15 protein-coding genes and 4 pseudogenes are annotated in these 19,338 nt (G+C 33.2%); 10 read left to right on the forward strand and 9 right to left on the reverse strand.

Annotated elements, in window-relative coordinates; all coding sequences use genetic code 11:
• The first annotated feature begins 2 nt into the window (after nucleotides 1-2).
• Nucleotides 3-716 (forward strand): LytR/AlgR family response regulator transcription factor, encoded by a 714-nt coding sequence (locus P5P87_RS22270; RefSeq protein ID WP_278020644.1) that lies wholly within the window; start codon nucleotides 3-5, stop codon nucleotides 714-716.
• 2 nt (nucleotides 717-718) lie between these two features.
• On the opposite strand, the gene P5P87_RS22275 is transcribed toward P5P87_RS22270, so the two are convergent.
• Together P5P87_RS22275 and P5P87_RS22280 are read right to left on the reverse strand one after the other, a co-directional pair.
• On the reverse strand, nucleotides 719-1,654 hold the full coding sequence (locus P5P87_RS22275) for a DUF6268 family outer membrane beta-barrel protein (protein WP_278020645.1): 936 nt from the start codon (nucleotides 1,652-1,654) through the stop codon (nucleotides 719-721).
• A gap of 166 nt (nucleotides 1,655-1,820) precedes the next feature.
• Nucleotides 1,821-2,338 (reverse strand): annotated as a pseudogene (locus tag P5P87_RS22280) (hypothetical protein).
• Between the two features lie 190 nt (nucleotides 2,339-2,528).
• On the opposite strand from P5P87_RS22280, the pseudogene P5P87_RS22285 reads away from it, so the two are divergent.
• The 3 genes and pseudogenes from P5P87_RS22285 to P5P87_RS22295 all read left to right on the forward strand — a co-directional run bounded on the left by P5P87_RS22285 (nucleotide 2,529) and on the right by P5P87_RS22295 (nucleotide 6,227).
• A pseudogene (locus P5P87_RS22285) lies at nucleotides 2,529-3,915 on the forward strand (MATE family efflux transporter).
• 110 nt (nucleotides 3,916-4,025) lie between these two features.
• On the forward strand, nucleotides 4,026-4,253 hold the full coding sequence (locus P5P87_RS22290) for a hypothetical protein (RefSeq protein ID WP_008468034.1): 228 nt from the start codon (nucleotides 4,026-4,028) through the stop codon (nucleotides 4,251-4,253).
• A gap of 36 nt (nucleotides 4,254-4,289) precedes the next feature.
• Complete coding sequence (locus P5P87_RS22295; protein WP_278020646.1) at nucleotides 4,290-6,227, forward strand: LTA synthase family protein; 1,938 nt, start codon at nucleotides 4,290-4,292, stop codon at nucleotides 6,225-6,227.
• Nucleotides 6,228-6,352: 125 nt separating this feature from the next.
• Here P5P87_RS22295 and meaB read toward each other — a convergent pair whose 3' ends face one another.
• The 3 genes from meaB to P5P87_RS22310 all read right to left on the reverse strand — a co-directional run bounded on the left by meaB (nucleotide 6,353) and on the right by P5P87_RS22310 (nucleotide 8,800).
• A complete protein-coding gene (gene meaB / locus P5P87_RS22300; RefSeq protein ID WP_278020647.1) occupies nucleotides 6,353-7,447 on the reverse strand; it encodes a methylmalonyl Co-A mutase-associated GTPase MeaB in 1,095 nt (364 codons plus the stop codon).
• A gap of 245 nt (nucleotides 7,448-7,692) precedes the next feature.
• The gene (locus P5P87_RS22305) at nucleotides 7,693-8,334 is read right to left on the reverse strand and encodes an NAD(P)-dependent oxidoreductase (RefSeq protein ID WP_177212378.1); all 642 of its coding nucleotides are present in this window, start codon (nucleotides 8,332-8,334) and stop codon (nucleotides 7,693-7,695) included.
• A 58-nt stretch (nucleotides 8,335-8,392) separates the two neighbouring features.
• Entirely contained in the window at nucleotides 8,393-8,800 is a 408-nt protein-coding gene (locus P5P87_RS22310) for an RrF2 family transcriptional regulator (RefSeq protein WP_113679775.1), read from the reverse strand.
• A 254-nt stretch (nucleotides 8,801-9,054) separates the two neighbouring features.
• Here P5P87_RS22310 and P5P87_RS22315 point away from each other — a divergent pair, with 254 nt between their 5' ends.
• Together P5P87_RS22315 and P5P87_RS22320 are read left to right on the forward strand one after the other, a co-directional pair.
• Nucleotides 9,055-9,966, forward strand: coding sequence for an AEC family transporter (locus P5P87_RS22315; protein WP_278020648.1), 912 nt, complete (start codon nucleotides 9,055-9,057; stop codon nucleotides 9,964-9,966).
• A 112-nt stretch (nucleotides 9,967-10,078) separates the two neighbouring features.
• A complete protein-coding gene (locus P5P87_RS22320) occupies nucleotides 10,079-10,717 on the forward strand; it encodes a peroxiredoxin (RefSeq protein WP_198858320.1) in 639 nt (212 codons plus the stop codon).
• A gap of 188 nt (nucleotides 10,718-10,905) precedes the next feature.
• On the opposite strand, the pseudogene P5P87_RS22325 reads toward P5P87_RS22320, so the two are convergent.
• The 4 genes and pseudogenes from P5P87_RS22325 to P5P87_RS22340 form a co-directional block, all read right to left on the reverse strand.
• Nucleotides 10,906-13,144, reverse strand: a pseudogene (locus P5P87_RS22325) (cation:proton antiporter).
• A gap of 213 nt (nucleotides 13,145-13,357) precedes the next feature.
• A complete protein-coding gene (gene purB, locus P5P87_RS22330; protein WP_278020649.1) occupies nucleotides 13,358-14,704 on the reverse strand; it encodes an adenylosuccinate lyase in 1,347 nt (448 codons plus the stop codon).
• Between the two features lie 69 nt (nucleotides 14,705-14,773).
• A complete protein-coding gene (locus P5P87_RS22335; RefSeq protein ID WP_278020650.1) occupies nucleotides 14,774-15,466 on the reverse strand; it encodes a sterol desaturase family protein in 693 nt (230 codons plus the stop codon).
• A complete protein-coding gene (locus P5P87_RS22340) occupies nucleotides 15,463-16,164 on the reverse strand; it encodes an SIR2 family NAD-dependent protein deacylase (protein WP_278020651.1) in 702 nt (233 codons plus the stop codon). The genes P5P87_RS22335 and P5P87_RS22340 overlap by 4 nt, the downstream gene beginning before the upstream one ends.
• 165 nt (nucleotides 16,165-16,329) lie before the next feature.
• Between P5P87_RS22340 and cysC the strand changes: the two genes are divergently transcribed.
• The 4 genes and pseudogenes from cysC to P5P87_RS22360 all read left to right on the forward strand — a co-directional run bounded on the left by cysC (nucleotide 16,330) and on the right by P5P87_RS22360 (nucleotide 19,244).
• Nucleotides 16,330-16,857, forward strand: a complete 528-nt coding sequence (gene cysC / locus P5P87_RS22345) for an adenylyl-sulfate kinase (protein ID WP_278020652.1) — start codon at nucleotides 16,330-16,332, stop codon at nucleotides 16,855-16,857.
• Nucleotides 16,858-16,861: 4 nt separating this feature from the next.
• A complete protein-coding gene (locus P5P87_RS22350; RefSeq protein WP_278020653.1) occupies nucleotides 16,862-17,551 on the forward strand; it encodes an aspartyl/asparaginyl beta-hydroxylase domain-containing protein in 690 nt (229 codons plus the stop codon).
• 1 nt (nucleotide 17,552) lies between these two features.
• Nucleotides 17,553-18,521: a sulfotransferase family protein gene (locus tag P5P87_RS22355; RefSeq protein ID WP_278020654.1), complete on the forward strand. Its 969-nt coding sequence runs from the start codon at nucleotides 17,553-17,555 to the stop codon at nucleotides 18,519-18,521.
• Nucleotides 18,522-18,580: 59 nt separating this feature from the next.
• Nucleotides 18,581-19,244: pseudogene (locus tag P5P87_RS22360) on the forward strand (TrmH family RNA methyltransferase).
• Nucleotides 19,245-19,338 lie beyond the last annotated feature (94 nt).

Below are 19,338 nucleotides of genomic sequence, written 5' to 3' on the forward strand. Positions count from 1 at the left end.
TTATGAACATGAAATGTCTCGTTATAGATGATGAACCTATCGCAAGAAACGGAATCGTAGACTTTATTTCTAAAATTGATTTTCTAGAAGTTGCCGGCACTTGCGCTTCGGCATTAGAAGCAACTTCTTATCTTCAGGAAAAGCAAATCGATTTGATGTTTCTGGATATCAATATGCCATATCTTACGGGATTGGAGTTTTTGGAATCGTTAGAAAAACCGCCTTTGGTAATTTTCACAACAGCCTACTCAGAACATGCTTTAGATGGGTATCGTTTGCAGGTTGTAGATTATTTATTAAAACCTATTACGTTTCAACGTTTTTATCAAGCTTCTTTAAAAGCTAAGCAATGGCATCAGATGATTAGCTCTCCAAAGCAAAATCAATTAGATCCGTTTTTATATGTGCGTCAGGAAGAAGGATTTCAGAAAATTTCTTGGGTAGACATTTTATATATAGAAGGAATGCAGAATTATGCTAAACTTCATTTTAAAGATAAGGTTCTTGTTATTCATCAGACCATGATTTCATTAGAAGAAACACTTCCCGCAGAAATTTTCTTTAGAATCCATAAATCTTTTCTTGTCAATATTACCCACATAGATTCTGTTTCCGGCGGACGATTATTTATAAAAGGACAAGAACTACCCATTTCAAGAACGCGCCGAGAAGCATTGCTGAAAGAGGTAGTTTATAAAAATTTATTGAGTAGGTAGGTCTAGAATTTCCATTTTAGAGCTAATGCTCCGTAAAAAGTTGTTGTGAATCTTGGATCGGCTATATCTTTCTCTTTAAAAATATCCTTAATCTTTCTATTCGTAGTAGAGAAATTACGAACTAGAGTGGTTCCTGCGGTTGGTTCCAGAGTCCAATGTTCGCCAAACTTAAGCTGTGGTCGTAAACCGGCAATAATTTGCTGATAACCCAATAACGAAGATTTATTTCCAATCTTGGTTTCGGCCGTCATACCGCTTAATTCTCCGACGAGTTTTAAATCAAAATTGTCATTCATGCGGTAACCTAATTCTACGCCTTCAGGAAAAGCAACTTTAAAATGTAGAGCACCTCTAGATTCCCAGTTAAAATAAATTCCAGGAAGTACCATTGGCACACCAAAACTATTAGTTAAAACTGGTCCTACACCCAAAGCCAGATTCGGGTTAAATTGTTTAATAAAAAGTACTCCACCTTGCATTAGGACATCATCTTTGTTAATCTCTACCATGTCTGTGTAAATACCTACCGAAGCCATGATAAATAACGACCAAGAAGAAGAAATAGATCGAATGTGCTTAATACCAATTTGAGTGTTTAGTAATTCATTCGGAAATCCGCCTTGAAACTCTGCTGGAAGATCTTGAATATTGTAGTTTCTGTTTTCCATTTTGGCATAACTTCCATTTGCAATAAGAGACCAAAGTCTAGGATGATTGTATTTGTCCATTTTTAAAGAAAGCGGTATTTCAAAAGCAATCTGGGCTCTTTTAAAATTACTTTCGGCATCTGTTTTTGTACTATCTATTGGTCGTACATATTTAGAAAAAGGAACGTAATCGACTTTAAATTCACCTGAAATTCCCGATTGAGATCGTGCAGCGAGAGTAGCCAATAAAAAAAGAAAAAGCTGCGAGAGATAAAAAACTGTTTTGTTCATAATTTGATTAATTTTTCTGCGAATTACCGCGATCTAAATCAATCCTAAAAAATCATTTGACTAATGGCATTTTTGTTTTGACCAATGGTAAAAAATAAAAAAACCGACAGACTCTTCAGACTGTCGGTTTTTTACCAAAAACAAAATAATAAATTAAACCTATTTTTTATAGTTTAAAACCATAAGCAACACGCAATGCTACCTGATTGGTTCTAAAATCATGATAATCTTCGTAACGAACACTTAAGTCAATGTACTTGTTGGCATAACCAATACCGAGCCCATAAAAAAGTTGTTTTATCGTAACCATTTGTTACTGCAAAACCAGCACCAAGTTCTCCTAAAACATAAAATTGATCTTTTAAAACAAACGCTTTAAAACCTGCTTTTGCGGGAATAAAACCAAGATCTTTTACGTTATTTCCAAGTTCATCTTTTCCCATAAATAAATTTGTAAATCCCGTTGTTAAGGTTAATGATGTTTTTTTAGAAAGATCGTACTGTAGACGTACATCTCCACCAAGAGACCAGTCATAATCGTTATCAGTAGGAAGTCCTCCATTTAATCCGACTCCTAATCTAAAACCCTGATCGTAATTTTCTACTCCGCTATCTTGAGCAAAAGTTGTGTTGGCAAATAAAAACGTGAACGCAGACTAGGCATAACATCTGTAATTTTTTCATGGCTTATATTTTTGAAATTTCTATAATGTAAAATTATATGCAAGGCATTTGGAGTTTGTTATACAATTTTTAAAAATCGTTACATAATATTGAGTCCGTCTTATTTTTGTCTTAAAATTGGGATATATTTTTATTGATAGGATAGAATTCGAAGCTTCTGACTATCTTTGCCGACTAAAATTGATTACAAGTGAATTTAAAGCAGTACACCAAAGAGTTTTCGTATAATTTAAGACTAGCATATCCCGTAATTTTGGGTATGGTCGGACATACTTTAATTGGTATTGTCGATAATATAATGGTTGGCAAAATAGGAAGCACAGAATTGGCCGCAGTTTCGCTTGGTAATAGTATGATCTTTATTGCAATGTCTCTAGGAATTGGATTTTCTACAGCAATAACTCCAATTGTTGCAGAAGGCGATGCAGAAAAAAACGATACAAAAATTAGATCTGCTTTTCATCATGGTTTATTTCTATGTACAATTCTCGGTTTAGTGCTTTTTACCGTAATTATGTTTGCTAAACCAATTATGGAGTTGTTGAAACAGCCAGCAGATGTTATTGTTCTTGCAAAACCATATTTGGGTTGGGTTGCTTTTTCTTTAATTCCGTTGGTAATGTATCAAGGATATAAGCAATTTGCAGACGGAATGTCATTAACCAAATATTCGATGTATGCTATGGTTATGGCTAATGTGCTTCATGTTGGAATTAATTATGTTTTGATTTATGGAATCTGGATTTTTCCAAAAATGGGAATTATCGGTGCAGCACTTGGTACCGTGATTTCGAGAATATTTTTGGTGATGTTTATGCACATTATGCTTTCGCGAAGAGACGATCTAAAACGCTTTTTTAAAGGTTTCAGTTTTAATGAAATAAAAAAAGCAACAATAGAAAAGATTATCAGCATCGGATTTCCTTCTGCAATGCAAATGCTTTTTGAAGTAGTTTTGTTTACAGCGTCAATTTGGCTTTGCGGAAATATCGGAAAAACAAGTCAGGCAGCAAATCAGATTGCGCTGAGCCTCGCTTCTATGACTTTTATGTTTGCCATGGGATTAAGCGTAACTTCGATGGTTCGTGTCAGCAATCAAAGAGGTTTAATGGATTATAAAAAGCTAATTGTTGTAGCACGTTCTATTTTCCTGCTTGCTATAATCTTAGAAACAATTTTTGCTATTTTCTTTATTATTTTCCACGATTATCTGCCTTATATTTTCTTAAATATGGAAAATACAGGACAGGTTTTAGATAACGAAGAAGTGATCGGAATTGCCTCAAAATTGCTTTTAATTGCAAGCAATTTTCCAGATTTCTGACGGAATCCAAGTTGTGGTTCTCGGAGCATTACGTGGATTGCAGGATGTAAAAGTACCAATGTATATTACTTTTGTAGCTTATTGGGTTATTGGTTTCCCTATTTCGTACTATTTAGGAGAATACACCGAATTGAAAGCTCAAGGGGTTTGGATCGGACTTTTGGCAGGTTTAACCGCAGCGGCGATTTGTTTGTATATTCGTTTTCATTACCTAACAAAGAGATTGATTATCGATTCAGATCTAAATAACTAAATTTGAATAAAAAATAAGTCGAAGATTGTAAAGTTTAAAGTCAAGAGAAATTCTTTTTAATCTGTATAATCTAGAACTAAAAAAATAACCATTAAAAAAAATAAATAGATATGGAATTACCTAAATTTTTACTTGGAGATAATACCGATTTTCCAGACGATATTTTTATCATTCACCTAGATTACCCAAGATTCATTATCAATTTGAAAGATGATGAGGTTGAGTTTTTGGAAGAACCGGAAGATCTTGACGAAGCTGAATTAAACGCCGAAATGGAGAGTTTAATCGAAAAAGCCAATGAGTTTTATGACAGAGAAATTAATCGTTACGAAGAGTAATCTATTTTCTAATCTTACGTTCTTATACTATTTTTAATGAAAAATTTACGTTTTTTAAAACCTATTTTCAGTTTTATATTGATCGGATTATTGATTACCACTTTAAGCCGAATCTTTTTGTTTTTTCTTTTTAAAGAAAGAGTAGTGCAGACGCCAGATTTCTGGTATATTTTTCCAATCGGATTACGAATGGATTTAATATTACTGTGTTATTTGTCATTTTTGCCAGCAGTTCTAATTACTTTTCTGCCAAATAAATGGATTAAATTCACCAACAAATTTCTGGTAATTTATAGTTTTCTATTTCTGTTTTTAATTCTTTTTGTAGAATTAGCTTCTCCAGATTTTGTAAAGCAATATGATACACGTCCGAATAAGATTTTCTTAGATTATCTTATTTATCCAAAAGAAGTGGTTGGAATGCTTTTAAAAAGTTATCTGACTTCAATCATTGTGACTTTTTTAATTCTTGGAGTTGTAGTTTATTTTGCTTTTAAAAAAGGGAAACAATTATTTTATACCACAAGTACAGAATATAAATTCAAATTAATGGTGTTTCCATTAATTGCTTTTTTATTGTTTTTCGGAGCACGTTCAAGCCTTACTTCAAAACGTCCTATTAATGCTAGTAATGCTGTTTTCTCAACAGATCAGCTTACAAATACTTTGGGATTAAATTCATTTTACACCGTTGCTTTTGCCGCGTATTCAATCAAAAATGAGGGAAATACCAAAATGTATGGTAAAATGGATGAAGCCGAAGCTATTGCTCGTGTAAAGAAATACATGATCGCAGGTCCAAGTGATTTTAGCGATAAAGACATTCCGTTTTTGCATGTACAGCAGCCAGATTCTGTTATGAAAAAGCCATATAACTTGGTGATATTTTTACAGGAAAGTTTAGGAGCAGAATATGTTGGAATTTTGGGAGGAAAACCATTAACTCCAGAATTTGATAAATTGTCTAAAGAAGGATTATTGTTCACCAATTTGTATTGCACAGGAACCAGAAGTGTTCGCGGAATTGAAGCAGTTGTAACTGGATTTTTGCCTTCTCCATCAGAAAGTGTAGTGAAGCTTGGAAACTCACAGCAAGGATTTTTTACACTTGCCGATGCTTTAAAACAAAAAGGCTACGATACAAGTTTCATTTATGGTGGAATGGCAAACTTTGACAATATGGCTTCGTTCTTTAACGGAAATGGTTTCACAGACATCGTAGACCAAACTGATTTTGAGTCTGATGGAAATAAATATGCTTTCAAAGGAACTTGGGGTTATTCTGATGAAGATTTGGTTACAAAAGCCAATCAGTATTTCAAATCAAAAGGAGATAAACCATTTTTCTCTTTAATGTTCTCGACTTCAAATCACGAACCATTTGAATATCCGGCTGGAAGAATTAAGCCTTACGATAAAAAGCCTAATACGGTAAATAATGCCATGAAATATGCCGATTTCTCAATTGGGAAATTCTTTGAAATGGCAAAGAAAGAACCGTACTTTAAAAACACGATTTTCATTGTAATTGCTGACCATAACACAAGAACTTATGGAAAAAATTTAGTGCCAATAAACAAATTCCACATTCCAGCATTTATTATGGGGCCAGGAGTTCCAAAAGGAGCTGTTTATGATAGATTGGCAAGTCAGATTGATATTCCACCGACATTGTTAAGCTACTTAGGAATTCCGTTTGAAACACCAATGGTAGGTAGAAACTTAAGCAAATTGGATCCTAAAGTGCAAGGAAGATCTATTATGCAGTTTAATGATATCAATGCATTTAGAGTTGAAAATCAGGTTGTGATCATGCAACCAAATTTGAAACCATTGCAGTTTGAAATCAAAAATGATACAACTTTAATTCCAGTTAAATTAAATGAAGAATTAGCGAAAGATGCTTTGGCGCATGTAATTACAGCAGGAAACCTTTATAAGGAAAATAAATATAAGCTTAGAGCTAAGAAATAAAGATGCTAAGGTACTAAGTTGCTAAGCTTCTAAGTTTTGTCACATTGAGCGAAGTCGAAATGCTATATAGTTCTTGACTCCGCTCGACCAGATAAGAAACCTTAGTAACTTAGCAACTTAGTATCTTAGAACCTTTTTTTAAAATACAATTTTAACAACTCAGAAGCAGTTGCAAAAGATGAAATCTCATTGTTTTGCACTGCTTTTTTGCTTTCTTCTAAAAGGGAAATGATTTCTGGCTGATTATAGAAATTCTGTTTCAATTGTTCGTTGATGGTTTCCATCATCCAGAAATGATTTTGTTCATTTCTTTTTTCTTGGAAAAACCCTGTTTCTTTCGTCATTTCAAAATAATCAGAAATGGTACTCCAGACTTCAGGAATTCCATCTTTTGTTAGAGAACTGCAAGTAGTAACTTTAGGTTGCCAGTTCGATTTTTTTGGAGGGAACAAATGCAAAGCACGATTAAATTCCAATTTCGCCTGATTTGCTTTTTTTATATTATCTCCGTCAGCTTTATTAATGACAATTGCATCTGCCATTTCCATAATACCGCGTTTAATGCCTTGAAGTTCGTCGCCTGCGCCAGAAATTTTCAATAGCAAAAAGAAATCGACCATACTATGAACGGCAGTTTCACTTTGGCCAACACCAACTGTTTCGATAATAATAGTATCAAAACCTGCAGCTTCACAAAGAATAATGGTTTCTCTAGTTTTTCGCGCCACACCGCCCAGAGTTTCACCTGAAGCACTTGGACGAATAAAAGCATTTTCGTCTTTAACCAATTCTTCCATTCGGGTTTTATCACCGAGAATACTTCCGTGTGAGAGCGAACTGCTTGGATCGACTGCTAGAACCGCTACTTTTTTTCCTAATTGTGTCAGATGTTTTCCAAAAGCTTCAATAAAAGTGCTTTTTCCAACTCCAGGAACACCTGTAATTCCAATTCGAACCGATTTATTGGCATGAGCTAAACAGCCTTGAATGACTTCGCCAGCTTTTTCAAAATGATCTGGATTAGTGCTTTCAATTAAAGTAATGGCACGGCTAAGAGAAGTTCTGTTTCCTTCTAAAATGTCCTTAATTAACTCTTGAGAAGTCGGCTGTTGCCTGCGTTTGCTTTTAATTTGATTTATAGCCGAAATATTGGTGATTTCGGGTGGTGAAATTCCAGTTTTTTCGGATATACTGCCAGATTGTTTATTGAAATTTGACAAAACGCACTTTTTAGAAATGTAAAAGTACAGAAAACAAAGACAGTTTCAAAAAGTTAGTTTGCCACCAATTACACGAATTACCACTAATTTGTTATTCTCAAAAGGAGTAAAAATAAGTTTGCCACGAATTACACAAATTTTCATTAATTTTTATTCAAAATAAGCAAAAGAATAATTCGTGGAAATTTGTGTAATTGGTGGCAAAAAAACTGAGAATCTTAGTACCTCAGAATCGTAGAAACTTTTTAGTAACCAGCTGTAAAGCGTACTTGGTGATGTTTAGGAGTTTCTACTTCGTCAGCAATAACAACTGCCAAATCTTCTACAGAAAGAATACTTCTTTGCTCGTCATTGAAAACAGGATTTTCTAAACCTAAACGATATTTTCCAGTTCTTCCTGTTTTAGTTCCAGCATGCATTTCGAAAGCTGGACTAAAGAATGCCCAGTCTAAATCTTTTTCTTCTTTAATAATGTTTAAATAATGTCTCGCTGCATTGGCTCCAGGGAAAATCTCTTTTGGAAAATCTGGAGTATCAACTGCCTGTAAATCTGGAGCAACATATAAACTTCCTGCTCCACCAATAGTGATAAAACGTTTTACTCCCGATTTTTTAACTGCTTCTTGAATAGCTTTAGAACCAGCTAAAAAGTCATCGTAAATATTTGGATTAGTCCATCCAGGGTTATAAGCATTAACCACAGCATCGTGACCTTTTAAGATTTCTGCCAAAGCATCTACATTAAAAATATCTGCAGCAACCCAAGTAGCGTTTGGAGTGTCTTTTGGAGTTCTTGCAATAGCAGTGATTTCATGTTTTCTATCTGCTAATTCGTTTAAAATTGCTGAGCCAACAAATCCTGTAGCTCCGATAAGTGCGATTTTCATAATATATAAATTTATTTAGTAATAAAAAATGTTACAGTTTTGGATAAAAAAATAGTTTTTAAAATTGATTCGAAAAATCTTCCAATGAAATTCCTTCAAGCTGTGCGCTCACTTTCTGATTCATTTCGCTATATAAATTCTCCAAATGCTGATTGATGTTTTTTCCAACAGGACAATCAGGATTTGGCTGATTTTTAGCAAAACCTAAACCAATCGTTTCAAAGGTCATTTCGAATATTTGTTTTAAAGTCAGTTCAGCAGCGTTTACTGCCAATTTTGTCCCGCCATTTTTTCCTTCTTTACTTTCTACGATATGATGTGCTTTTAAGTTGGCAATTTCTTTTCTGACCAATACTGGATTAAGATTAATACTTCCCGCAATAAACTCCGATGACAAATAATCATTTGGGAATTTATGGAGCAAAGTAAGAATGTGAATCGTTATGGCAAATTTACCTGAAATCATACTGTAATAAAATATGTTACAAATTTACATGTTTTTGCAACACAAAGTACTAATTTAACTAATTTTTGGTAAAAACAGATTACTAGAATGTAAAAAGTGATTGTTAATTATTTGAAAGTGAATGGTTTTTGGTATTGTGTTATAGGTTTAACAAAAGAAAATCAATAGTTGTGATTCCTTTAAAAGGGTTAATTACTATTTTCTTTTCACTTTTCACAAAATGGAAATAACTATTTTTGCTGTAATCTTACTATATGAACAACTTTATTCTAATATTTCTCTTTCTTTCGTTAGGTCTCGTTTTACAACAAGTAAAACAATTTCCTACTCATATTTATAAGACGCTTAATAAAATTGTTATTTATTTCTGCCTTCCTGCCATTACTTTATACCATATTCCGAAAATAAAATGGAGTAGTGAATTACTGTTTCCGATAGGTGCGGGGTGGATTACTTATATTTTGGCTTTTCTATTTTTTCATTTTTTAGGAAGAAGAAATGGATGGTCGAATAAATTGATAGGATGTTTGATTCTAACGGCAGGATTAAGCAACAGTTCTTTTCTTGGTTATCCAATTATAGAAGCTTTGTATGGAAAGAAAGGTTTAGAAACTGCCGTTTTGGTAGATCAGCCAGGAACTTTTGTAGTGGTTTCAACTCTTGGTGTTTTTACGGTCGCTTTTTATTCTAAAGGAAGCCCGAATGCATTAGGGATTTTCAAAAAGATTATTTTATTCCCGCCTTTTATCATGTTCGTTTTGGCATGTTTGATGAATATTTTTGATTATCATTTAAATGACAATTTTGAATCTATTCTGCTAAAAATAGGAAGTTTGGTAACACCTTTAGCTTTGCTTTCGGTTGGCTTGCAATTAACTTTTGATCGAAAAAGCCAACATTGGAAATTTTTACGTCTAGGACTTTTCTTTAAACTGCTTTTAATTCCTTTTGTCATTTTTGTATTGTATGTTTTTATTTTTAATCAGCATTCTGAAGTAATAAAAATTACCATCATGGAAACGGCAATGGCACCCATGATTACAGGTGCAATCTTGGCTTCAACATACGGATTAAAACCAAAACTGAGTAGTATGATGATTGGTTTTGGAATTCCGATTTCCTTTGTAACACTTGCTTTTTGGTACTTTGTTCTCGCTTTTATTTAGCAGTAAAATACTAATTATATCGACAAAGTAGAATTTTAACTTTTTTTAAGAAAATCAATGTTTTCTATATGCTTTTTTTGGTTAATTTTAGAGGAACTAAAAAAGATAAATTATGTCAACATTAAGATTAGGCGATATAGCACCAGATTTTCATGCAGAAACGACGCAAGGACCAATTAACTTTCACGAATGGTTAGGAGATTCTTGGGGTGTTTTATTTTCGCATCCAGCAGATTTTACTCCGGTTTGTACTACTGAATTAGGAACTGTAGCGAACTATGTTCCAGAATTCAAAAAAAGAAATACTAAGGTTATTGCTTTGAGTGTAGATGGCCTAGAGTCTCATAAAGAATGGATTAAAGATATCAACGAAACTCAAAATACAGAAGTGAATTTCCCAATCATTGCAGATGAGGATAAAAAAGTAGCAAATCTGTACGACATGCTTCATCCAAATGCAAGTGACAAATTTACAGTTCGTTCTGTTTTTGTTATCGGACCAGATAAAAAAATCAAATTAACGCTGACTTATCCAGCTTCTACAGGAAGAAATTTTGACGAATTACTTCGTGTAATTGACAGTTTACAATTGACTGCAAATTATAGTGTTGCAACTCCTGCAAACTGGAAAGATGGAGAAGATGTAGTTATTGCACCAGCAATTCCAGACAGTGATATTCCAGCTAAATTCCCAAAAGGACATACACCAATCAAACCTTATTTGCGTTTGACACCGCAGCCGAATAAATAGTTTTTTTGAGGTTCTAAGATACTAAGGTGCTAAGGTTCTAAGTTTTTGCTTTGAATTTTAGCATTTTTTATTTTGCCAAACGTAATAAAAAACACAAAGCGCTGAGATTTTCGATTTATGAAAATTTCAACGCTTTATATATAAAAGCTTAGAACCTTAGCACCTTAGTATCTTAGCATCTCAGAACCTTACTTCGCTGCCAACAAAGTATTCATTTTTTTCTTATCTCCTACAACCCAGAGAATGTCATTTTTCTCTAAGATTAAACTAGATTCTGGATTTAGAATACGATTTCCGTTTCTTTCAATTCCTACGACCATTCCGTCTGTTTTGGCTCTAAATTGTCCGATGCTTTTTTGAATGAATTCGTCTTGAGAAACTTCAAGTTGACGTAAAACAATATCGGTTTCTTCTACTTTTGCAGGTGGTTCTGTTTCGTTTTGAGTTAAGAATTTTGTGAATTCTGCAATTTGAGCGTCGGTTCCAATTACGCAAATTTCATCGCCAGGAAATAAACGTTCGGTTTTGGTAGGAATCGGAATAGTGACTTCTCCTCGTTTAATGTAAGCGATATTAATTCCCAACTGCTCACGAATTTTAAGCTCTTGTAAAGTCTGACCAACTAAATTGGATTCTTTTTTAATTTCAAAGAAAGACATGTGTCCGTCCCAAGGCATTAAATTAGCATATCTTCTGTCGATCTTTTTATTTTCACGATCGTTGAAGTTTTTCAAAAAGTGATTTTCAATTTTATGATATTGCTCGTTTAATTTTTTAGGGAAAATTTGATAAGCCCCAATGGCAATAATCAATGCTACAAAAGCAACCAAAGGAGAGAAAAAGATATTTAATAAAAACCCGACAAAGAACAAGCCAAGGCTCATTCTGATTAAGATAAGCATTAAAAGTGCGCCACGATATTTTCGCTCTTCCCAAAGAGCTTCAACTTCATCTACTTTTACACGACGAAGCGAAAGCGCCCACAAAAACGGTGCAATTGCAACTAAAGTCAGTAAAGCCGCCAAAGTATTTCCGAATCTTGTATCTGCAACCAATGGTGCAACAAATTTTGATGACAATAAAATAATTGCTGTAATAATAATGGTGTGAAGAATAATTTGTGTGATCGAAGAACGAAGTACAATCTGCCAAGTGCTTACAGATTTGATGGCTTGCGCATTCACACTATATCGGTTAATGTTTTTAACCCATTTTTTAGGCATTTTTGACTCTAGAAAGAAGGCAAAACGCTCTGAATATTTAATTAAGAATGGAGTAGTAAAAGTGGTAATTGCAGATACGGCAACAATAATAGGGTATAAGAAATCACTTGTAACTTTTAAAGTCATTCCAAGAGTGGCAATAATAAAAGAAAACTCTCCAATTTGTGCCAAACTCATTCCCGTTTGGACAGATTGTTTTAACGGCTGGCCAGAAATTAAAGCTCCGATAGAAGAACTGAATGCTTTTCCGAATATGGTTAACAAAGTGATTATAGCAACAGGAAGCGCATAATTTACCAATGTTACAGGATTAATTAACATCCCAACAGATACAAAGAAAACGGCTCCAAAAAAATCTTTTACGGGCTGAATTAAATGTTCAATTTTTTCAGCCATAGTCGTTTCAGCAATAATAGATCCCATAATAAAAGCACCTAATGCAGGAGAAAAACCAACATTTGATGCAAAAATTACCATCATTAAACATAGTGCCAATGAGATAATCAGCAAGCATTTCGTCAGTTAATAGGTGTTTTGCTTTTTTAAAGATTGTCGGAATAATAAATATTCCTCCTAAGAACCATATGATTAAGAAGAAAATAAGTTTTAAAACAGATTGCAGTAATGCTGTTCCTGAAACCTGGTCGCTTACCGCAATAGTAGATAATAAAACCAACATTAAAATGGCAACAATATCTTCTACAATTAAAGCTCCGAAAACAATTCCAACGAATTTTTTCCCTTTAACTCCTAATTCATCAAAAGCTCTGATAATAATAGTTGTGGACGAAATAGAAAGTGTTGCTCCCAAGAAAATACTATCCATTTTTCCCCAGCCCATCCACTGTCCGACGCAATAGCCAATTATGGTCATAAACATAATTTGCGTTATGGCCGTGACAGACGAAGTCCCTCCAACTTTCATTAGTTTTTTAAAGCTGAACTCGAGTCCTAAACTGAAAAGCAAAAATATCACCCCGATTTCGGCCCAAACTTCAACACTTTTCATGTCGGTTATTGATGGGAAAAAATCAAAATGGTTTCCAGCCAAAAAACCTGCAATCAGGTAGCCTAAAACCAAAGGTTGTTTCAATCTTCTAAATAATAGAACGGCAATTCCGGCAGTCATTAGGATTAAACCTAAATCACTAATTAAAGGTTGTAAGTGGTGTGTAGTTTCAGCAGCGGCGCTTAGTGCAATCATATGTGGCATTTTGGTTTTCGGTGAGCTTGATCCAGCTTTTCACTTAAAGTTTTTTGTTCAACTCTTGCTTTCTGAACAAAAGGTTTTTTTTTGTAATTCACTGAACTCCAACGAAAATAAAGCTAAGTGAAGTAATCTGGACTACTCCGAGTTAAATAAAAAAAGCTATCTCGATAAAGATAGCTTTTTTTGGTAAAATATTTGGTGTTTTTCTTAAATTCCTGTGTAGTTGCTAGGCGTTATTGCTAATAATTCTGCTCTAACAGCGTCTGAAACTTCTAAAGTTGCAATGAAGTTATGAATTGCATTTTTGTCAATTGCTTCGTTGGTTCTAGTCAAACCTTTTAGAGCTTCATATGGATTTGGATAAGCTTCACGACGTAAAATTGTTTGGATAGCTTCTGCTACAACTGCCCAGTTTTTCTCTAAATCTTCAGCAAATTTACCTTCGTTTAAAAGTAATTTATTTAAACCTTTCAAAGTCGCTTCAAAAGCAATAATAGTATGTCCAAAAGGAACACCAACATTACGTAAAACAGTACTGTCAGTTAAATCACGCTGTAATCTTGAAACTGGTAATTTAGCGACCAAATGTTCAAAAATAGCATTTGCAATTCCTAAATTTCCTTCAGAGTTTTCAAAATCAATTGGATTCACTTTATGTGGCATTGCAGATGAACCAATTTCTCCAGCTTTGATTTTTTGTTTGAAATAATCCATTGAAACATACGTCCAGATATCACGATCTAAATCGATGATAATAGTGTTGATTCTTTTTAAAGCATCAAAGAAAGCGACAAAATGATCGTAATGCTCAATTTGTGTTGTTGGGAATGAATGTTTTAAACCAAGATCTGTTTCAACAAATTTATTTCCGAATTGTTTCCAGTCAATTTGTGGGTATGCTACGTGGTGTGCATTAAAGTTTCCTGTTGCTCCGCCAAATTTAGTCGCAAACGGAATATTGAATAACAAACGCATTTGCTCTTCTAAACGCTCAACAAATACCAAAATCTCTTTCCCTAAACGAGTAGGAGAAGCTGGTTGTCCGTGTGTACGCGCTAACATCGGGATGTCTTTCCATTCAACGCTTAATTCTTTTAATTTTGCAATTACAGCAATTAAGGTTGGCATATAAACTTGCTCAAACGCTTCTTTTGTAGAAAGCGGAATAGCAGTGTTGTTAATATCTTGAGACGTTAATCCGAAGTGAATGAACTCTTTGTATTGAGATAAACCTAATTTTTCAAAAGCATCTTTAATAAAGTATTCAACCGCTTTTACGTCGTGGTTAGTTACTTTCTCTGTTTCTTTAATCCAAAGCGCATCTTCTGTTGAGAAGTTTTTGTAGATGTTTCTCAAGCTTTCAAATAAGCTAGAATCAATACCTTTCAACTGAGGCAATGGAATTTGGCATAACGCAATGAAGTATTCCACTTCAACCAAAACGCGGTATTTTATTAAAGCTTCTTCAGAGAAGAAAGGTGCTAAATTTTGAGTTTTATTTCTATATCTTCCATCAATTGGAGATATAGCATTCAATTCGTTTAGAGTAGTCATTGTGATGTTGTTTTTTCGAAAGGTGCAAATATAAGCTATTGTTAAAACTTCTGAAAGCTATATTCGTGCTTAAATTATGGTTTTAAAAATTTTATCCCAGATTGTGAAGTAAAAACCGTAGTTGCGAGATTCATTTTTATGATGATCATTATGGAATCTAGTAGTCGAAATCCATTTTGTAAAGTAATTACTGTACCAGAAAGATGGAAAGATATCTTTTTTTAAATGCCCAAATATTCCATAAGACAGATTTAGAATGAGATAAATAATGATACTCAAATAATTAAACTTCAAAATCGTAATTAAAAACAGCCAAATAAATCCAAAACCTAAAGTTTCAATAGGATGTAGAACATACAAACTGTAAACATTGGTTTCTACATGTGTATGATGCAGCTTATGAATTGGATAAATCCATTTTAAGTGATGAACTAGAAAATGAAAAATAAACATGAAAAAATCCATTAAAAGAATCAATAAAAGAGTATCAAAAATGATAAGTTGAATAGATGCCGAAAAATCTATTTTCAGGATTCCATAGCGATACAATTCAAATCCTATTAAAGTTATAAATGTATTACAGATCAATGTAGAAAGCACCCATTTTCGATCTTTATTCTTTAAAAAAGTGTTTTCTGGTTCCAGAATTTTTCCAATTAAAACAGATAATCCAACTAACACTGCATTTTCTACTAAAAAGAAAACAAAGAGCCAGAAGATATTGAATTGAGTTAATTGCTGTAACCAGCTTTCAAAAATCATGTTGTTTTTTCTAAGGTCAATAATTTTTCTCTCATATCGGTAACCCCTTCAGAAGCAAATTTTGCAATTGTTTCGACTTTATTTCGAAGATTCGGAATCGCAATTGGTTTTGGATCAATATAAAAAACAGGAGTTGTACTTGGTGTATAAGCGATTAATCCAGCTGCTGGATAAACTTGCAGTGAAGTCCCGATTACAGCAAAATAATCTGCAGTTTCGGTTATGTCAATTGCTTCTTCGAGCGCAGGAACTTCTTCGCCAAACCAAACAATATGCGGACGTAGTTGATTTCCGTTTGTATCTAAATCTCCTGTATGCAAATCTTCAGTCCAATCTAAAATTAGATTTTTATTCTGCGTACTTCTAACTTTTAATAATTCGCCATGCAAATGTAAAACGTTTGTGCTTCCTGCACGCTCATGAAGATCGTCAACATTTTGAGTGATAATTTGTACGTCGAAATCTTTTTCCAATTCGGCCAAAATTATGTGACCCAAATTCGGATTTACTTCTTTTAACTGCTGGCGTCTTTTATTATAAAAATCCAGCACCAATTCCTGATTTTTGTACCAGCCTTCTGGAGTGGCAACTTCCATTACATCATGTCCTTCCCATAATCCATCGCTGTCACGAAAAGTTTTAATTCCGCTTTCGGCGCTAATTCCTGCTCCTGTTAAAACAACAAGTTTCTTTTTCATTTTTGTTTATTAAAAGATAAAAATAGTGATTTCTATCTTTAAAAACTTAAGAAATAGCAAGGATTGGCGATTCTTTTTACAAGAAAATAATCCGTATTTATACTCTTTGTCTCTCATTATGAATTACTTATTTTTAATGATGTGTTTGAAAAAAGTGATGTTAAAATGATTTTAATTCAATTTACAGGTTTATCTGGTTCTGGAAAAACGACGTTGGCAGAAAATGTCAGACATCTTTTGCTTCAAAATAATTATGAAGCCGAAATTGTAGATGGCGATATTTACCGACAAACAATTTGTAAAGATTTAGGATTTTCTAAAGAAGATCGTTGCGAAAATGTTAGACGTCTTTTTAATGTTGGCCGAAGTTTGATCGACGAAAATAAAATCGTTTTGATGTCGGTTATAAATCCGTATGAAAACCTTAGAAATGAATTAAGATCTTTTCAATTTGTTAAAACAGTATTTCTGGATTGCGCCATTACTAGTTTGATCGAAAGAGATCCGAAAGGATTATACAGGAGAGCATTATTGCCCGATAATGATCAAAATAAAATTAGAAGTTTTACAGGAATAAGTGATGTTTTTGAAATTCCTAAAAAAGCAGATTTAGTATTAAAAACAGATGCAGAAAAAGTTTCGGTTTCTACCAATAAACTCTACAATTTTATACTTAGCAATTTAAACTCTTAAGATTATGAATCCTTCTTCCTGCCAACTTCCTATATCTTTTTCTGTAGATAAACTGCAAAATGATTTATTGGTTTGCGAAAAAAATCTGTGGACACCACATTTTAATACCAATCGATATGAAGGAAATTGGACAAGTGTTTCTTTGCGATCGCAATCGGGATTAGAAAATGATATTCTTTCTTTTCCGAATAAAGAATATAAGAATACGCCCCTGCTTGACGATTGTTCTTATTTTAAGGAAATAATGGATTGGTTTCAATGCGAAAAAGAAGCCGTAAGATTATTAAGACTCGGACCTCAAAGTGAAATTAAAAAGCACGTAGATAATGATACTTCTTATGAAGATGGTTTTTTTAGGATTCATATTCCTATTATTACCAATCCTGAAGTTTATTTTTATGTAGATCATAAATTGGTTCCAATGAAAATGGGGGAGTGCTGGTATGCTAATTTTCAGTTGCCGCATAGTGTGGAGAACAAAAGCAAAGAGCCTAGAATTCACTTAACATTAGATTGCATAAGAAATGAATGGTCTGATCTATTGTTTTCTAAAATAGGTTTTGATTTGAATTATGTGTCAAAATATGAATATTCAGAAGAGGTAAAACGACAAATTATAGCAGAGCTTTCTAGAAATCCTTCAGAAACTAATACGAAGATTATTGCCGAACTTCAATTGCAAATGAACTCATAAAATGGAAAATGTAAAAGACCTTATTTCGAATTGGATTCCAGTTAAATTGATTGAAAATGATAATCAGGTTTATTTCGAATGGCTTTATTTAGCAGACGTGCCTTTTATTGATCCTTTTTTTGATGAAACTATTGCGAAATGCCAAAGTCATAATTATAATTCGAAGCAATTTAAATTTATAAGTACAATACAAAATAGTATTGATTGGTCTAAAGAATTAGATTTTGTTGAGTTAAAGGGATTGGTTTTTCATGTATCAAGATGCGGATCTACTATGTTGAGTCAGTCTCTTGCAACTTCTTCTGAAAATATAATGGTTTCTGAAGCCTCTATAATCGATCAGATTCTAAGAACTGACGCTTTTGATGAGGATACTAAAACGCTTTTACTGAAATCAGTTTTAAAATTCTTAGGTCAGAAAAGATTTCCCGAACAAAAACATTTAATTATAAAATTAGATGCTTGGAGTGTTTTTAAAAGTTCATATTTAAGATCTATTTTTCCTGAAATTCCTTTTGCGTTATTGTATCGAAATCCGGGAGAAGTTTTAAGATCACATCAAAAGCAAGCGGGCATGCATATGGTTCCTAATATAATTCCGTTAAGTGTTTTTGAAATTACTTCTAAAGAGGTTCAAGAGGTGAGTTTTCGACAATATCAAGTTTTGGTTTTAGAAAAATATTTTCAAAGTTTTCTAGATTTTTATGAAATAGACCAAAATGTAATAATGCTCAATTATAATGACGGAATGAAAAATGTTATAGAACGGTTTGTAACTTTTATTAATGTTGATTATTCTGAGAACGAACTAAATGTGATGTTGGAACGTCTTAAAAGACATTCTAAAAATGAAAGTGCAGTTTTTAATGGAGATTCTTATAAAGATGATGTTTTATCTGCGAATTTATCTCAGCTCAACGTTTTGCACGAAAAGCTTAATGCTAATTTGATTGAAGATTTAGCTGACTGAAAATAAGGAGAAGACTTCTTTCTCTTTTATTTATTATTTTTGCGCCAAACATAAATAAAATGATTGATTTAGATTACCTCGCATTCTTAGAAAATATATTGACAGAAAATAGAAAAGCTAATTTTTTAAAAGTACTAGAAAATAGAACAAAACATTTTACAGTTGCAGTAGAAGATGTTTATCAAATGCACAATACAAGCGCGGTAATGCGAAGTCTGCGAAGTTTTTGGAATTCAGGAATTAAATGTAATTGAGCGCCGTTTTGGAAAAAGAATCGACAAAGAAATTGCTTTAGGCGCGCAAAAATGGGTAGATATTAATCGATTTGATTCGGTTTCAGGATGCCTTTCTGATCTTAAAAGCAAAGGATATCAAATTATTGCCACAACTCCACACGAAAAAGATTGTATGTTGGAAGATTTTGATATTACAAAACCAAGCGCATTATTCTTCGGAACAGAAAAAGAAGGTTTGTCAAAAGAAATTATGGACAACGCAGATGGTTTCTTAAAAATACCGATGGTTGGTTTTACAGAAAGTCTAAATATTTCGGTTTCGGCAGCGATTATCATTCAAAGCTTAACCAATAGATTAAGAAGATCTGATATTGATTGGAAATTGACAGAGGAAGAAATTTTAGTAAAACGTTTGCTTTGGGCGAAGAATTCCATTAAAGATGTTAAGAGAATAGAAGAGCGTTATTATCAGGATAATCCGCGATAATTTGTTTGCCACGAATTACACGAATTCTCACTAATTTTTCGGAAATAATTAAAAAGCAATTCGTGAAAATTCGTGTAATTCGTGGCAAAATAGA

Origin of the sequence: Flavobacterium ginsengisoli (assembly GCF_029625315.1) — a bacterium.
In the GTDB taxonomy this organism is placed as follows: Bacteria; Bacteroidota; Bacteroidia; order Flavobacteriales; family Flavobacteriaceae; genus Flavobacterium; species Flavobacterium ginsengisoli.

What these genes read in the sequence shown, in the direction of transcription:
- P5P87_RS22270 (WP_278020644.1), top strand. Translation starts at nt 3, where the DNA reads ATGAACATGAAATGTCTCGTTATAGATGATGAACCTATCGCAAGAAAC.
- P5P87_RS22275 (WP_278020645.1), bottom strand. Translation starts at nt 1,654, where the DNA reads ATGAACAAAACAGTTTTTTATCTCTCGCAGCTTTTTCTTTTTTTATTG.
- P5P87_RS22290 (WP_008468034.1), top strand. Translation starts at nt 4,026, where the DNA reads ATGGAATTACCTAAATTTTTACTTGGAGATAATACCGATTTTCCAGAC.
- P5P87_RS22295 (WP_278020646.1), top strand. Translation starts at nt 4,290, where the DNA reads ATGAAAAATTTACGTTTTTTAAAACCTATTTTCAGTTTTATATTGATC.
- P5P87_RS22305 (WP_177212378.1), bottom strand. Translation starts at nt 8,334, where the DNA reads ATGAAAATCGCACTTATCGGAGCTACAGGATTTGTTGGCTCAGCAATT.
- P5P87_RS22310 (WP_113679775.1), bottom strand. Translation starts at nt 8,800, where the DNA reads ATGATTTCAGGTAAATTTGCCATAACGATTCACATTCTTACTTTGCTC.
- P5P87_RS22315 (WP_278020648.1), top strand. Translation starts at nt 9,055, where the DNA reads ATGAACAACTTTATTCTAATATTTCTCTTTCTTTCGTTAGGTCTCGTT.
- P5P87_RS22320 (WP_198858320.1), top strand. Translation starts at nt 10,079, where the DNA reads ATGTCAACATTAAGATTAGGCGATATAGCACCAGATTTTCATGCAGAA.
- purB (WP_278020649.1), bottom strand. Translation starts at nt 14,704, where the DNA reads ATGACTACTCTAAACGAATTGAATGCTATATCTCCAATTGATGGAAGA.
- P5P87_RS22335 (WP_278020650.1), bottom strand. Translation starts at nt 15,466, where the DNA reads ATGATTTTTGAAAGCTGGTTACAGCAATTAACTCAATTCAATATCTTC.
- P5P87_RS22340 (WP_278020651.1), bottom strand. Translation starts at nt 16,164, where the DNA reads ATGAAAAAGAAACTTGTTGTTTTAACAGGAGCAGGAATTAGCGCCGAA.
- cysC (WP_278020652.1), top strand. Translation starts at nt 16,330, where the DNA reads ATGATTTTAATTCAATTTACAGGTTTATCTGGTTCTGGAAAAACGACG.
- P5P87_RS22350 (WP_278020653.1), top strand. Translation starts at nt 16,862, where the DNA reads ATGAATCCTTCTTCCTGCCAACTTCCTATATCTTTTTCTGTAGATAAA.
- P5P87_RS22355 (WP_278020654.1), top strand. Translation starts at nt 17,553, where the DNA reads ATGGAAAATGTAAAAGACCTTATTTCGAATTGGATTCCAGTTAAATTG.